This is a genomic window from Cupriavidus sp. FW306-01-F10A (assembly GCF_058782785.1).
On record NZ_JBYSYA010000003.1, the window covers coordinates 33733 to 48480 of the forward strand.

The window sequence follows — 14748 nt, forward strand, 5'->3', positions numbered from 1 at the left end:
ACCAGGAATTAAGGGGTCAGCCGGCAACGCCGCGCAAAGTCCACCAGCTCCACCAGGGACGAGACCTGCAGCTTGCCCATGATGCGTGCCTTGTAGCTGCTGACGGTCTTGTTGCTGATAAAGAGGCTGGCGCTGATGGCCTTGTAGGACATGCCGCGCGCCAGCATCTGCAGCACTACCAGTTCCTTGTCGGAAAGGCGCCGCAGGATCTCCTCATCCGCCGACATGGCCTGGCGCGGCGCGCCGCCGCGGCTGAGCATCGGGAACACGGTATAGCCCGCCAGCACCGCCTCGACCGCACGCAGGATTTCCTTGATGTCCTGGGTCTTGCTGACGAAGCCCTGCGCACCGGCCTGCCATGAGCGGCTGATGAACACCGCCGGGTCCAGCGCCGTCACCACCAGAATGCGCACCTGCGGATGGATCGCGCGCAGGCGCGGCGCCACATCCAGCCCGCTGGAGCGCGGGATGTCCAGGTCGAGCAGCACGAGGTCCGGCGTGCGCGCGCGCACCAGCTCGATGGCGCACTGTCCGTTGTCTGCTTCGATCACCTCGTCTACGCCAAGCAGCTGCAGCAGATGGTGCCTGAGCACCAGCCGCATCGCCGGATGGTCGTCAACGATCAGGATGGTTGTCATGCGTGGCTTCGTAGTCCGGGAACGCATCGGCGACGGCGCGCATTCTGCCCGGGCATGGGATGGCAGGGCGATCAACACGCGGGGCGCGACGCTGCGCCAGTATAGGGAGCCGCGGACGCTGGCAGGATGGGAGAAATCGGTTTCGCATGAGGCCGAATCCTAGGCCCGCCTCAGACACGCGCTCATGCCGGAGCACCGGGCGGTGGCGGTGTGCCCCTGCGCACGGCAGGGACAACGGCAAACAGCCAGTGGTGCTACTCTATTCCAGCGTGTTTCATCCATGGAGAACACTGTGCCTCGCAAGACCCCCATCGAGCGCTACCGCAACATCGGCATCAGCGCGCATATCGACGCCGGCAAGACCACGACGACCGAACGGATCCTGTTCTACACGGGCGTCAACCACAAGCTGGGCGAAGTGCACGATGGCGCGGCCACCATGGACTGGATGGAGCAGGAGCAGGAGCGCGGCATCACCATCACGTCGGCCGCCACCACTGCCTTCTGGAAAGGCATGGCCGGCAACTACCCCGAACACCGCATCAACATCATCGATACGCCGGGACACGTCGACTTCACCATCGAAGTCGAGCGCTCCATGCGCGTGCTTGACGGCGCCTGCATGGTCTACGACGCCGTCGGCGGCGTGCAGCCACAGTCCGAGACGGTCTGGCGCCAGGCCAACAAGTACGCGGTGCCGCGCATTGCCTTCGTCAACAAGATGGACCGCGTCGGCGCCGACTTCTTCCGCGTGCAGACGCAGATCGCCGACCGCCTCAAGGGCCGCGCCGTGCCGATCCAGATCCCGCTGGGCGCCGAGGACCATTTCCAGGGCGTGGTCGACCTGGTCAAGATGAAGGCCATCGTCTGGGACGATGCCAGCCAGGGCGTGCGCTTTGCTTACCAGGACATCCCGGCGGAGCTACTGGCGACCGCACAGGAATGGCGCGACAAGATGGTCGAAGCCGCCGCCGAGGCCGACGAGACGCTGCTCAACCAGTACCTGTCGGGCGAGCCGCTGACCGAGGAGCAGATCAAGCGCGGCCTGCGCAAGCGCACCATCGCCAACGAGATCGTGCCGATGCTGTGCGGCAGCGCCTTCAAGAACAAGGGCGTGCAGAGCATGCTGGACGCGGTCATCGACTACCTGCCCTCGCCCGCCGACGTGCCGGCCATCCTGGGCCACACCGAAGACGACCGCGAAGCCGAACGCCATCCCAACGACGACGAGCCCTTTGCCGCGCTGGCGTTCAAGATCATGACCGACCCCTTTGTCGGCCAGCTGATCTTCTTCCGCGTCTATTCCGGCGTGGTCAAATCCGGCGACACCGTCTACAACCCGGTCAAGGCCAAGCGCGAGCGCCTGGGCCGCATCCTGCAGATGCACGCCAACGTGCGCCAGGAGATCAAGGAGGTGCGCGCCGGCGACATCGCCGCGGCCGTCGGCCTGAAAGAAGCGACCACCGGCGACACCCTGTGCGACCCCGACAAGGTCATCATCCTGGAGCGCATGAGCTTCCCGGAACCGGTGATCTCGCAGGCAGTGGAACCCAGGACCAAGGCCGACCAGGAAAAGATGGGCATTGCGCTGAACCGCCTTGCGCAGGAAGACCCGTCCTTCCGCGTGACCACGGACGAGGAATCCGGCCAGACCATCATCTCCGGCATGGGCGAGCTGCACCTGGAAATCCTGGTCGACCGCATGCGGCGCGAGTTCGGCGTGGAGGCATCGGTCGGCAAGCCCCAGGTGGCCTACCGCGAGACCATCCGCCAGCCGGTCAAGGACGTGGAAGGCAAGTTCATCAAGCAATCGGGCGGACGCGGCCAGTACGGCCACGTGGTGCTCAACCTCGAGCCGATGCCGCACGGCGGCGGCTATGAGTTCGTCGATGCCATCAAGGGCGGCGTGGTGCCGCGCGAATTCATCCCCGCGGTGGACAAGGGCATCCGCGAGACCCTGCAGTCAGGCGTGCTGGCCGGCTACCCGATCGTCGACATCAAGGCCACGCTGGTGTTCGGCTCCTACCATGACGTCGACTCGAACGAGAACGCATTCCGCATGGCCGGCTCGATGGCGTTCAAGGAAGGCATGCGCCGGGCCAGACCCGTCCTGCTGGAGCCGATGATGGCCGTCGAGGTGGAAACGCCTGAGGAATTCACCGGCAACGTGATGGGCGATCTGTCGTCACGACGCGGCATGGTGCACGGCATGGAAGACATCGCCGGTGGCGGCGGCAAGATCGTGCGCGCCGAGGTGCCGCTGGCAACCATGTTCGGCTACTCCACCACGCTGCGCTCGCTGACGCAGGGGCGCGCGACGTACACGATGGAGTTCAAGCACTATGCCGAGGCGCCGGCCAATGTGGCTGAGGCGGTGATATCGACGAAGCGGGGGTAACAATGGTTTGCTCCTCTCCTCCGCGTGCGGGAGAGGGGCCGGGGCAGAGGGCCGGCGCATCCACGCACCCGTGCCCTCCTCCTTGATCGCGATCAGCAGGCCGCCGCCGTCATCTTGAAGATCCCCTGCGCATTCCCGGCATCAAACCCCAGGTCATAACGCTGCGGCGCTGCCGCTTCATCGGCAAAGCGGTCGCGCGTGATGAACTCGTAGAACGATCCCGGCACGTCCCGCTCCATCGTCTCGCCGTGCGCGCCGACGAAGGCGCGGCGCACCGTATCCGCGCGGAACGCGGTCTGCTTGACGCGGCCGCTGCGCGAGACTTCCACCTTGTCCTTCATCGGCCGGCCCAGCTGCTTCTGCTGCTCGGCGAGCGCGAACACATCGTCGACGCGGTCGGTGGCGTGGTTGAAGGCGTTGCCTTCGGTGGCGACCCAGGCCATCTCCGCCGATTCACTGAGCAGGGTTTCATAGTCGGCGAGGCTCGGGGTGGCGTGCTGGCGCTCGAAGCATGGCACCAGCAGGCCGACCAGCTCGGCGCCGTCAACCAGGTCCAGCGCGCCGTCGCGCTCCAGCTGCCACAGCAGGGTCTGCGCGCGCGGCGTGAGCGGGTCGGCGGAGGTGCCGGTGACGCGGCTGACGGCGGCGCGGAAGGCTTCGCTGAAGCGTTCCGGATGGAATTCGCTGAGGAAGAACTGGGCGATGTCCTCGGGCGCGTCGGCATGCGCGTATGAGCGGCCGGTCATGCCGATGCGGTCCAGCGGATAGGTGCCGTTGAGCACGTAGCCGAGCGGGCGCAGGATGCGGGTGAAGGCGGCCTCGCCTTCGGGCAGCGCGCCGTTGTCGCGCCACTTGACCGTGCGCAGCGCGCCGTGGTCGAAGGTGACCTTGCCGCCGGCGGCGGCAACGTCGTCGGTGTAGGCGCGGCCGCTCGGCACGCGCTCGAGGATGCCGCCGAACAGCACCATGTTCAGGGCCTGGGCGATTTCCGCGCGGCTGGCGCGGCCCTGCGGGGCCTGCGGCAGATCCGCGGGCAAGGTGACCAGCGCGAGCAGTTGCGCGGCGCGGGCGGCGCCGACGTTGGCGGTGAGAAGCGTGGAGAGATTGGAGGTCATGGGCGCAAACAGGTGAACACTGGGATGGCAGCCGGGCTGGCGACGATACGCGGGGCAGGATAGGGGCACCCCCATGGCGCGCACAAGCGCGCATTGCGCACAACGTTGTGCGTGCGGCGCACGACCGCGGTAGCGGTGCGGCCTGGCGCCGCTGTTTATACTGTCAGCCTTCCTTCCCTCGCAGTCCCATGAGAAACGACATCCCCAACCTGGGCGCGCTGCAGGCCTTCGAGGCCTCGGCGCGGCTGGGCAGCTTTACCCGCGCCGCGGCAGAGCTGGCGCTGACGCACAGCGCGGTGGGGCGGCAGGTGGCGCAGCTGGAGCAGCGCCTGGGCGTGGCGCTGTTCACGCGCGTGCGCCGGCGCCTGGAGCTGACCGATACCGGGCGCGAATACGCCGCGCGCATTCGCCGGCACCTGGACCACCTGCAGCGCGACACGCTGGAAATCACCACCGGCCGGGCCATGGGCTACACGCTGGAGCTGGCGGTGGTGCCCACCTTTGCCACCCAATGGCTGATCCCGCGCCTGCCGGACTTTGCGCGGCGCCATCCCAATGTGACGGTCAACCTGGCGGCGCGCTCGCAGCCGTTCTCGTTCCAGGAATGCGCCTATGACGCGGCGATTTATTTCGGCGACCAGTTCTGGCCCGGCACGCGCGGCGGCGTGATCTTCCGCGAAGGCGGCATGGTGCCGGTGTGCAGTCCCGCCTTCCTGGCCGGGCATCCCGTGACCGACGCCGCCAGCCTGGCGCGCTGCCGCCACCTGCACCTGAGCACGCGCGCCAACGCCTGGCGCGACTGGTACGCGGCACAGGGCTGGGCCTATGACCTGGCCGCCTCGCGCGGGCCGCGCTACGAACTGTTCACGATGATGACGGCCGCCGCTACGGCCGGGCTTGGCATCGGCCTGGCGCCGCGCCTGCTGATCGAGCGCGAGCTGCAGACCGGCCAGCTGGTGATCCCGCTGGCGGGCATGCTGGACGAACAGCAGGGCTACTACTTTGCTTATCCGGAGGGCCGGCCCGAATCCGAAGCGCTGGCGGCCTTCCGCAACTGGATCCTGGGCCTGTCGCGCGATGCGCCGGCCACCGCTGCCGGCAACTGATCGCGCCGCCTCGCTGCGCCCCATGACGCACTTTCCGGGGGCGTTTGCGCAATGCAGGTAAACTAGCGCCTGTTCGCCGCACCCGGGACGACCCGGAACATGCCTCCCCGGTCATATCGGCCCTGGCCGCCATGACTGCCGAAGCGGGCGCCGGCGAACCCGCTCAATGGCCTTCGGGCCGCTCCCGTGGCGCCGGCAACCGGCGCTGCCCAAGGCTTGCCCGGCAACACTGCCGGCATTCGCCGCCAACCAGGCATCGCCGCCCACTTCGACCTTCGCCCGGGCCCTGCGCATCCGTTGCGCTGCGCCCGATGACGACCCGCGCGCCCCCGCGCGGGACTGGAACCCGCAGGCCATCGGCCTGACGGAACCGCGCCGGCGCGCTGCAAGCACCGGGGCGGCTCGGACTTCCGGAGGAAATCCATGAACCAGACAGCCAGCCACTGGCTGCTGGCGGCCGGGCTTTTGCCTTTCGTCGCCCTTGCCGCCCTCACCGGCACCAACGCCCACGCCGAGCCAGGCGTGACCCTGTACGGCATCGCCAGCTCCGCCGTGCGCTACACCTCCAACCTGGATGGCCACCACAACCGCCAGGCCGCACTGGTCTCCGGCGGCATGGTCGGCAGCCGCTTCGGCCTGAAGGGCGATGAAGACCTGGGCGGCGGCAACCACGCCATCTTCCAGCTCGAGGCCGGCATCGGCAGTGACGACGGCCGCTCCAGCTACAACGCGCTGTTCGGGCGCCAGGCCTATGCGGGACTTTCCGGCGACTGGGGCAGCCTGACCTTCGGGCGCCAGTACAACGCGCTGAACAATATTGGCTGGGCCTTCAATCCGCTGGACCAGGGCTGGGGCAATTTCTGGTCCGACCCGCTGTATATCGGCGGCGACATCTTCTTCCAGGACTACCGCATCAACAACAGCGTGGTCTACAAGAAGACCGCAGGCCCGCTCACGCTGCAGCTGGACTACGGCGCCGGCGAGCAGCCCGGCAGCCTGGCGCGCGGCACCACGCTGGGGGGCGGGCTGATGTTCCAGCAGGGCGCGCTGGCGCTGGGCACGGCCTATGACCAGCGCAAGAGCGCCGACGGCGGCAACACCGTGCGCAACTACTCGGTGGGCGGCTCCTACGCTTTCGGCAAGGCCACGGCCTACCTCGGACATATGGGCCGGCGCGAATCGGCGGGCGACGCTCGCTTCAATATTGCCTTTGCCGGCCTCGGTTACCAGCTCACGCCGGCGCTGCACGTCTCGGGCGCCTACTACCGCTACTGGCAGGGTGGCAACGTGACTACGCAGTTCCAGGACGTGCCGGCGCTGCTGGGCAGCGGCAACGCTGACAGCATCGCCGTGGTGGCCGACTATGCGTTGTCCAAGCGCACCAGCCTGTACCTGGAAGCCGATGCCGTGCACGCGCGCGGCGGCGCGGTCGGACGCGAGACCGAATACTGGGCCGGCGCGCCCGCCGCGGGCGTGGACAGCACCACGCGCGTGGGCGTCATGCTTGGCATGCGGCATCACTTCTGAGGATCGCGGCGGCTCCACCGGGTGCCGCTGCAGGAAGGCGCGCAGCGCCATGCTGACGCGCCTTTTTTTCCATGCCGCACGAAAGAATTACCACGGCGGCAGCCGGCAACTTCAGCCCCATGCGTACTGCGCCACAAACGGCGCAGGCATGGTCATTGCGCATGCCATGCATTCCAACTCTTGCGACAAGGAGCACAGCATGCCGAACCAACCTCCCACCAGTGCAGGCGCGGCCATCATCGGTTCAGGCGTGGGCGAAGGCCCGGGCCCTGAAGTGATGGCGGCATCGAGCCTTGACGGCACCAAGGCCTATTCATCCGATGGCGAACACGTCGGCAAGATTTCCGAAATCATGCTGGACGTGCCGCACGGCCGCATCGCCTACGCGGTGCTGACCACCGGCGGCTTCCTCGGCATCGGCGACACGCTGCACGCCATCCCATGGAATGCACTGGTCATGGACACCGACGAGAAATGCTTCCGGATTGCGGTGACGGCAGACCGGCTCAAATCCGCACCGGGCTTCAACAAGGACAGCTGGCCGAGCATGGCCGATCCCCAGTGGGGCAAGTCGCTGCACGAATACTACGGCCGTGACCCGTACTGGGTGTCCCCGCCGCTGTAGGCCTGCGCAGGGGCTACGCTCAGGTGGCAAGCAGCCAGCGCGCGGCCGGCGCGGCCAGGCCGATACCCGCCACGCCCGGCAGCAGGCGCTGCACCGCGCGTGGCGCATAGGACAGGCCCAGCGCCACGGCAAACGCGCTGGCGGTCAGCGTGCCAAGCCACGACACCGTTCCCAGCGGCCCGCCGTCGGCAGCAACATGGAGCGACCAGGCCAGCGCGAGCGCGCCGGCACCCGCCGCGCGCAGCCCGGCCACGGCGCGCCGCGACGGCATGCTGCCGCGGCCATGGATATCGGCATGGTGGCGGTCGAGCGACAGCGCCAGTGCGGCGAATCCTGACAGCGACAGTGCGAAGGCAGCCAGCATATTCATGCGGGCTCCTGCTTGACGGCAGCCACTTCGGCCACCTTCTGCGGCTGGCGCAACGTGCGCCGCGGTGCCGGCTGCCTGCGTCCGGCCATCCAGGCCGCGGCTGCCAGCGCGATGCCGAGCGCCAGCGTCACCAGGTCGAAGCCAGCCACCGCCGCCGGCCCGCGTCCCTGCAGCAAGCTCACGCCCAGGTGCGATCCGGTGGTCAGGGCATTGAGCACCGGGACGCCCCCGAACAGCGCCGCCCCCACCCACAACTGCGCGCGCCACATGCCGCGCGCGGGGCGCAGCAGCGCCAGCAGCGCGCTGGCGGCCCAGGCGATGAAGAACCAGCGGATCTCCGCCTCGGGCCGCTGCGCCAGTTCCACCGGCAACAGGCGGTTGGCCCAGAAGTAGCTGGCAAAGGCAATCGGCAGGCCGGCGATGGCGCCGATGTTCAGCGCCTCGGCCAGGCGCAGGCCAGCGCTGGGGCGTGCCCCTGCAGCCAGCGCCTTGGCCTGCTGCTGGCGCGTGCGTACCGCCCACAGGATCGCCCCGGTAGCCACCATGGCGGTGCCGGCAAGACCGCACAGGAAGAACAGCGCGCGCAGGCCTGGTGAAGCAAAGCCGGCGATATGCAGGCCGGTCATGACGCTGCGCGTCAGCTCTGCCGCTGACTTGTCTTCTGCGTACGCGCGCAGCATGGCGCCGCTGGTGCCGGAGAATTCAAGCGTGGACGCATCGTGTGCCAGCGTAGGCGGCTCGGCACGGGTCAGCGCCACGGTGGCATTGGCATCGCCCGGCAGGTTCACGGTGATGCGCCCCGGCGCGGCCCCCTGCCAGCGTCGTTCCGCCTGCGCCACCATGTCTGCCACGCTTGCCAGCGCGGCGGGCGTGCCCGCTGAGCTGGCTGGCCGCGGACGTAGCATCGCCTCGGCCTGGAAAGCGCGCTCGCCGCCGCGGTAGGCGGCCTCGATCCCCCAGGGCATATACATGAACAGCAGCGTGACCAGCCCGGTGTAGGTGATCATCAGGTGGAACGGCAGCGCCAGCACCGCCAGCGCATTGTGCGCATCGAGCCAGGATCGCTGGCCCTTGCCGCGCCGGAACGTGAAGAAGTCGGCAAAGATGCGCCGGTGCGTGATGACGCCGCTGACGATGGCTACCAGCATGAACATGGCGCAGAAGCCGGCGATCCAGCGCGCCCACTTGGCCGGCATGTAGTGCAGGTCGAAATGCAGCCGGTACAGGAACTCGCCGCCGCGGGTCTCGCGCGCGGCCTGCAGCGGCGCGCCGGTGGCCGGGTCGAGCAAGCGGCTGTCGAACCGGCGCGGCTTGCCGTCGGCGTCGCGCGGCGCCTGGCCCGGCTTGTAGACCCACCGCACGGTGGCGGCCTGGCGCCGATCGTCGGGCAGCGTGATGAACCAGCGCGCGGCATCCGGTGCCTGCCGGCTGAGGTAGCGCACCGCGTTCTGCGCCACCTGCGCGGCCGGCACCTCGGCGGCGGGCGCGGTGCGATGCAGCTCGGGCCGCATCCACAGCGAGATCTCTTCCTTGAAATAGCTGGCGGTGCCGCCGCAGAACATCAGCAGCAACACCCAGCACACCAGCAGGCCACTCCAGGTATGGAGCCATGCCATCGACTGCCTGAAACCCGCGCGCATCAGCCGCCCCGTCCCACGGCCAGCAGCGCCAACAGCAGCGCTGCCGGCAGCGCCAGCCCGGCCCAGGCTCGCCACGCGCTGCGCACCGCGAAGACCCAGACCACCGCCGCGGCATAGATCGCAAAGGACAGCAGCGTGGCCGTGGTCACGGCATCGGGCCGCGCCATCGGCAGCCACACGGACAGGGCCGCGGTGGCCAACGCCGCCAGCGCGTAGCCGCCAGCAATGGCCGCGACCGCGCGCGAGGCTACCCCGGCGCGATAGCGCCAGCCGGACGCGTGGGCCTGGCTCATGCCGGCACGCGCAGTACTGCGCCGCAGGCCAGGCCGGCCGTCATGGCTGGGGCCGACTGCAGCGGCATGCCAGAGACGGGGCGTCGATGGCGGGAGGAAAGTCGATACATGGCGCAGGACCGGGGCAAGAAATCGTTAAGAATGATAACAATTCTCATTACTGACCTCAAGGTCGTACATTGCGCCACCGGGTCACCCTCAAAAAACGAGGCCACCCGTAAAATTTTCCTTGTAATGAGATCGATTCCCATTTACTATGCGATCACTGCCTGACGCACGATGCACCAGCCGACAGGCAGACCGGCCAGCTCCGGCGCGCCGCGGCACGCGGCAGCAACCGAAGCTGGCAGGAACGACAGGATTTTCCGGATGCCGCCGCTGCGGCATTCGACACCGACTTTTGTGGGGACCGCTCCGTCACGCGGAGCGTTTGGCAGTAGCCAGTCTTCGGAAGATCGGGAAAGCAACCAGACCCCGCTTTCCCGATCGCGTCTTCCGGTGACAAGCCAGGCCACCTTTTTATTCCGCGCGTCGTGCAGGCACGGCGCGCCGCCAGGGACGGGAGCGCCAGCGCTGGTCCGGCCCTGGCGCTTCAGCCTGAAATCCCGCCAAGCCATCGACGCCGCCAGTGCGCGGCGCCAGGCCGGGCGCCGCCCTGCGCGCGGGGCGCCAGCCGCATGCCAATGCCTTCCGCCATGTCATTCGAGAGCACAAACCCGATCCATCTCAAGCGCGCCGGCCTGAAGGCCACGTCGCCGCGCATGCGGATCCTTGAAGTGTTCCGCACCAGCGCCCAGCGCCACCTGAGCGCCGAAGACGTCTACCGCATCCTGCTGACCCAGGACGAGGATGCGGGACTGTCCACGGTGTATCGCGTGCTCAACCAGCTGGTGCAGGCCGACATCCTGCTGCGGCACAGCTTCGAGTCCGACCACGCCGTGTTCGAACTCAACGAAGGCGGCCACCATGACCACCTGATCTGCGTCGCCTGCGGCCGCGTGGAGGAATTCCGCGATGAAAGCATCGAACAGCGCCAGCGCCAGGTAGCCGCCGACAACGCCTTTGTCTTGCGCGAGCACATGCTGGTGCTGTATGGCGTCTGCCCGCAATGCCGGGCCGGCGCCACCGAGGCCGAGCCCACGCCGGAGCTGCCCGCCCGGGCGTAAGCGCGCACCTGACGGAGCCATCCATGGAGCGCCTGAACAAGCCCCTGTCCGAACTGAAACGCCTGATCAACCTGTGCCTGCGGCAGGAGCCCGGCTGCCACGACTGCCAGCTGCGCGCGGTCTGCGTGCACCGGCCCGACCACACCGGCTGCAACTGGAGCGCCGAAGTCGACTTCCCCGAACGCAGCGAAGCCGACGCCGTGCGTCACCTGCGCCAGGCGCGCCGCGTGGTGATGATGGTGCGCGAGCAGTACAACGTGGCGGCGGGCACGGCGGCACAGGCCTGAGTCAGTGGCCTGGCGTCCTGGCTCAGATATCGAGCTGCGCTGCAGTGATGCCGAGTGCGGCGGCAATGCGCTCACGCGAGGTCTTGCGCAGGCGGGTGCTGTTCTCCTGCTGCGCATAGGCTGGCTGTGAAATGCCGAGGCGCACTGCGACGTCTGCCTGGGTCAGGCCAAGATGCTCGCGCCAGGCGCGCAGAGGCGGCACGTCATCGGCTAGCACGCGACGCACGACCGCATGCGGAACCAGATCACTGGCGCGCGCATATTGCGAGACGTAGTCCCCATAGGGAATCACGACAAACGCCGGCTTGCCATCCGGCCCGATGATCGTCTGGATGTTAGTAGGTGCGTTCATCCCGCTTTCTCACTTCCTGTATTTCCACGATTCGTATCGCTCCGTCCCAGTCGAACAGCACCCGGTAGTTGCCGACTCTGAGCCGATAGCCATAGGCATGGTTGGCTAGCGCTTTGACATATTGGCAGTTCGGCATATGCCCCAAGCCCTCAATCGCATCAAGGATCGCGACGCGCATTGGCTTGTCGAGCTTTCGGACTTGCCTCGTGGCCTTCGTTGCCCAATATATCGAGTTCATCACTCGAATATAAGAAAATTATAGGCAACAAAGACACTATGGCAATGAATATAAGTTTATTCTTACCCGGAGGAGCTCAACGTTTGACCGCTACACCAGCTGCCGGACTGACGCCCTGCTCCACCCCCGCCACCGGCCGCAACACCAGCCACACCGCCACCCCGATCAGCGCGCCACCCGCAGCGTGCGCCCACGACAGTGCCTCGCCCAGGAACAGCGCGCCCCAGACGATGCCGAACGGCGGGATCAGGAAGGTGACGCTCAGCGAGCGCACCGGGCCCAGGTCGGCAATCAGTCGGTAATACAGGATGTAGGCCAGCGCCGTGCACAGCACGCCCAGCCCCAGCATGGCCGCCCACACGCCGGCGCCGGCAGCGGGCAGCGTGTTGTGGCGCCACAGCGCGGCGAGGCAGAAGGGCAGCAGGAACACGGTGGCGCCGACCATGCTGCCGGCGGCAACCAGCCGGCTGTCGAGGCCGCCGCGCTGCGTGATCCAGCGCCGCGCGAGAAAGCCGGACAGCCCGTAGCAGGCGGTGGCCAGCAGGCAGGCCAGCGCGCCCAGCAGCACGTCCGCCGAGAACGCCACCGGTCCGGTGCGGGTCAGCACCGCGACGCCCGCCACGCCCAGCAGCACGCCCGCGGCCTTGGCGCGCGTGAGCCGTTCGGAAAACGCCAGCGCGCCGATCAGCACGCCCATCAGCGGGGTCATGGCATTGAACACGGCCGAATAACCGGCCGGCAGCCACAGCGCGGCGATGGCGTACATGACAAACGGGATACCGGAATTGACCACACCAAGCGCCAGCACCGCCGGCCATTTGCCCTGCAAATCCCAGCGCAGCTTCAGCAGCGGCAGGCATGCCGCCAGCGTGAGCGCCCCGATCAGCACCCGGGCGAAGGCGGTCGGCATCGGTCCCAGCACTGGCACGCCGATGCGGATAAACAGGAAACTGGCCCCCCAGATGGCGGCCAGGGCAAGCAAGCGGGCGAGATCGGCGGGTTTCATCAGGGGAACCGGGAGGCGCGGGTTGAAGGTTGCCGCGATTTGACGCCTGTGCGGCGCATACCGCAAGCCGGATTCGGACCTGTGCCCCGCCGTCGCCACGATGGCGACCCGCTTTCCGGCAGGAATCCAAGTGGTGTTGACTGATTTACAACATTTTTGAGCGCCGTTCTCCGCACAATGTCGCGCAAACTCGTCACTTTTCTTACAGAGCCTTTCATCATCACCCCACGCTGGAGGGGGCGCTGTTACCGAGGCGTGACAAGCCGCCTTCGATTAAATTAAACTCTGGTCTGCGCCAGAGTTAATTGACCCCTCCGACGCATTCCCGACAAGCCGCCAGGGCTCCTGGCGGCTTCTTTTTTGTCCAAAGGGTAAAATGCGCCTTATCAGGCGCATGCGCACCAGTCCAACAGGATGACAGGCTGCCGCGCCGCCGGCATCACAACGCCTGCAAACACCGAGCTCCGGACGCCGCCTGCGTCAACCGGCGCGGCGCCTGCCGCGTTGCCAGTCCACATGAAACGACAGTTCCTGGGCCTGCTGGCCCGCGTCTACGTCCTGCAATTTGCGCTCGAAGTCCCGGCTACAGTGGCCATGCTTGCCGACATGTTGCTGGAATACGGCTTCCAGGTCGATATCGGTTCAGTGCGCCCGTTGCTGCGCGCCCTGCAAATGGAAGGCTATCTGGAAAGCGTGCTGCGCGACGGCATCGGCCGGGTCTACCTGCTGACCGAGCGCGGTCGAGAAGAACTGCAGGCCAGCCGCCAGCGCATCGACGATCTCTACCGCCGCCTGCACGCCGGCCAGCCGGCCACCGACGAAGTGCCGCGCCAGGCCTGATCCGGCCAGCGCGGCTGCCGCGGCGCGGGGAGCGTACCCGTTTCTGCGGGCCATCTCCTCGCCGCGAGGCGCGCCTTGTGCCTTACTTCTTCTCCGCCTTCCCTTCGTAGCGCTTGCTCCATTCAGCCAGGATGCGGTCGCGGTTGTCGCTCGCCCAGCGGAAGTCGTTCTTGATCAGGCGCTTTTCGTAGTCGGCGGGCAGCAGCGCATCGGGCTTGGCAATGCCGGGCACGGCCAGCACGGCAAAGTTCTTCTCATACAGCGCCATCGCTTCGCGCGAGGCCGAGAAGTCAGCCAGCTTGCGCGCGGCGTCCAGGTTCCTGGTGCCCTTGACGATGGCGGTGGCCTCGATGTCCCAGCCCAGGCCTTCGCCAGGCAGCACGATATCGATCGGCGCGCCTTCCTTCTTCGACTTCATGGCACGGTACTCGAACGCAATGCCGATCGGGAACTCGCCCTGCGCGGCCATCTTGCACGGCTTGGAGCCCGAGTGCGTGTACAGGCCGATGTTCTTGTGCAGGGCATCCATGTACTGCCAGCCCTTCTGCTCGCCCATCATCTGCAGCCAGGCGCTGACATCGAGGAAGCCCGTGCCCGACGAGGCCGGGTGCGGCATCACCACCTTGCCCGCGTAGATCGGCTTGGTCAGGTCGGCCCACGAGGTCGGCTTGGGCAGGCCCTGCTTCTGCGCCTCCACGGTGTTGAAGCAGATCGCCGCGCCCCACACGTCCATGCCGACCCATGCCGGCGGGTTGGCCGGGCTGCGGTACTTGGCATCGATCGCGGCCAGGTTCTTCGGCGCATACGGGTCGAGCATGCCTTCCTTGTCCAGGATCGCCAGGCTGGAGCCGGCCAGGCCCCACACCGCATCGGCGCGCGGCGCGGCCTTTTCCGCCAGCAGCTTGGCGGTGACGATGCCGGTGGAGTCGCGCACCCATTTGATTTCGATATCGGGATGCACCTTCTCGAACGCGGTCTTGTAGGCGGCGATCTGGTCGGCTTCGAGCGCGGTATAGACCGTCAGCACGGTGGCGGCGCTGGCATTGCCGGCCAGCATCGGCAGGGCGGCCGCGGCGGCAAGCGCCGCGACAAGGTTGGTGATGCGGGACATGGTTTCTCCTTTGGGTTCGGTCAGTGTTCCGGAATG

At 67.5% G+C, this 14748-nt stretch carries 16 protein-coding genes; 7 read left to right on the forward strand and 9 right to left on the reverse strand.

Annotated elements, in window-relative coordinates:
* Positions 1 to 8 precede the first annotated feature (8 nt).
* Positions 9 to 638 (reverse strand): response regulator, encoded by a 630-nt coding sequence (locus AC3WLF_RS05680; RefSeq protein WP_492319298.1) that lies wholly within the window; start codon positions 636 to 638, stop codon positions 9 to 11.
* Positions 639 to 930: 292 nt separating this feature from the next.
* Between AC3WLF_RS05680 and fusA the strand changes: the two genes are divergently transcribed.
* Positions 931 to 3036, forward strand: a complete 2106-nt coding sequence (gene fusA / locus AC3WLF_RS05685; protein WP_492319299.1) for an elongation factor G — start codon at positions 931 to 933, stop codon at positions 3034 to 3036.
* Between the two features lie 92 nt (positions 3037 to 3128).
* Here the strand turns inward: fusA and AC3WLF_RS05690 are convergent, their stop codons facing one another.
* Positions 3129 to 4151, reverse strand: a complete 1023-nt coding sequence (locus AC3WLF_RS05690; protein WP_492357125.1) for a DUF1338 domain-containing protein — start codon at positions 4149 to 4151, stop codon at positions 3129 to 3131.
* Between the two features lie 188 nt (positions 4152 to 4339).
* Between AC3WLF_RS05690 and AC3WLF_RS05695 the strand changes: the two genes are divergently transcribed.
* The 3 genes from AC3WLF_RS05695 to AC3WLF_RS05705 all read left to right on the forward strand — a co-directional run bounded on the left by AC3WLF_RS05695 (position 4340) and on the right by AC3WLF_RS05705 (position 7409).
* Complete coding sequence (locus AC3WLF_RS05695) at positions 4340 to 5257, forward strand: LysR substrate-binding domain-containing protein (RefSeq protein ID WP_010814030.1); 918 nt, start codon at positions 4340 to 4342, stop codon at positions 5255 to 5257.
* A 423-nt stretch (positions 5258 to 5680) separates the two neighbouring features.
* Positions 5681 to 6784 (forward strand): porin, encoded by a 1104-nt coding sequence (locus AC3WLF_RS05700; protein WP_492357938.1) that lies wholly within the window; start codon positions 5681 to 5683, stop codon positions 6782 to 6784.
* Positions 6785 to 6983: 199 nt separating this feature from the next.
* Positions 6984 to 7409 (forward strand): PRC-barrel domain-containing protein, encoded by a 426-nt coding sequence (locus tag AC3WLF_RS05705; protein WP_492319302.1) that lies wholly within the window; start codon positions 6984 to 6986, stop codon positions 7407 to 7409.
* A gap of 19 nt (positions 7410 to 7428) precedes the next feature.
* Here AC3WLF_RS05705 and AC3WLF_RS05710 read toward each other — a convergent pair whose 3' ends face one another.
* Genes AC3WLF_RS05710 through AC3WLF_RS05720 form a run of 3 tightly spaced genes read right to left on the reverse strand, consistent with a single transcriptional unit; the run spans position 7429 to position 9712 of the window.
* Positions 7429 to 7779 carry a DUF3325 domain-containing protein gene (locus AC3WLF_RS05710; RefSeq protein WP_492319303.1) on the reverse strand — a complete coding sequence of 117 codons (351 nt, stop codon included), beginning with the start codon at positions 7777 to 7779 and terminating at the stop codon, positions 7429 to 7431.
* On the reverse strand, positions 7776 to 9419 hold the full coding sequence (locus AC3WLF_RS05715) for a PepSY-associated TM helix domain-containing protein (protein ID WP_492357939.1): 1644 nt from the start codon (positions 9417 to 9419) through the stop codon (positions 7776 to 7778). Before AC3WLF_RS05715 ends, AC3WLF_RS05710 begins: the two co-directional genes overlap by 4 nt.
* Positions 9419 to 9712 (reverse strand): DUF3649 domain-containing protein, encoded by a 294-nt coding sequence (locus AC3WLF_RS05720; RefSeq protein WP_492319305.1) that lies wholly within the window; start codon positions 9710 to 9712, stop codon positions 9419 to 9421. Before AC3WLF_RS05720 ends, AC3WLF_RS05715 begins: the two co-directional genes overlap by 1 nt.
* Positions 9713 to 10389: 677 nt before the next feature.
* Here AC3WLF_RS05720 and fur point away from each other — a divergent pair.
* Positions 10390 to 10878 carry a ferric iron uptake transcriptional regulator gene (fur, locus tag AC3WLF_RS05725; RefSeq protein ID WP_492319306.1) on the forward strand — a complete coding sequence of 163 codons (489 nt, stop codon included), beginning with the start codon at positions 10390 to 10392 and terminating at the stop codon, positions 10876 to 10878.
* 23 nt (positions 10879 to 10901) lie between these two features.
* Entirely contained in the window at positions 10902 to 11165 is a 264-nt protein-coding gene (locus AC3WLF_RS05730; protein ID WP_010814037.1) for a hypothetical protein, read from the forward strand.
* A 22-nt stretch (positions 11166 to 11187) separates the two neighbouring features.
* Here AC3WLF_RS05730 and AC3WLF_RS05735 read toward each other — a convergent pair whose 3' ends face one another.
* The 3 genes from AC3WLF_RS05735 to AC3WLF_RS05745 form a co-directional block, all read right to left on the reverse strand.
* Positions 11188 to 11517, reverse strand: coding sequence for a helix-turn-helix domain-containing protein (locus tag AC3WLF_RS05735; RefSeq protein ID WP_492319308.1), 330 nt, complete (start codon positions 11515 to 11517; stop codon positions 11188 to 11190).
* The gene (locus AC3WLF_RS05740) at positions 11501 to 11755 is read right to left on the reverse strand and encodes a type II toxin-antitoxin system RelE family toxin (protein WP_492319309.1); all 255 of its coding nucleotides are present in this window, start codon (positions 11753 to 11755) and stop codon (positions 11501 to 11503) included. Before AC3WLF_RS05740 ends, AC3WLF_RS05735 begins: the two co-directional genes overlap by 17 nt.
* 76 nt (positions 11756 to 11831) lie before the next feature.
* Positions 11832 to 12761 (reverse strand): DMT family transporter, encoded by a 930-nt coding sequence (locus tag AC3WLF_RS05745; protein WP_492357122.1) that lies wholly within the window; start codon positions 12759 to 12761, stop codon positions 11832 to 11834.
* Between the two features lie 516 nt (positions 12762 to 13277).
* Here AC3WLF_RS05745 and AC3WLF_RS05750 point away from each other — a divergent pair.
* Positions 13278 to 13601 (forward strand): PadR family transcriptional regulator, encoded by a 324-nt coding sequence (locus tag AC3WLF_RS05750; protein ID WP_492319311.1) that lies wholly within the window; start codon positions 13278 to 13280, stop codon positions 13599 to 13601.
* Positions 13602 to 13683: 82 nt separating this feature from the next.
* Here AC3WLF_RS05750 and AC3WLF_RS05755 read toward each other — a convergent pair whose 3' ends face one another.
* On the reverse strand, positions 13684 to 14712 hold the full coding sequence (locus AC3WLF_RS05755; RefSeq protein WP_492319312.1) for a putative 2-aminoethylphosphonate ABC transporter substrate-binding protein: 1029 nt from the start codon (positions 14710 to 14712) through the stop codon (positions 13684 to 13686).
* Positions 14713 to 14748: the final 36 nt, after the last annotated feature.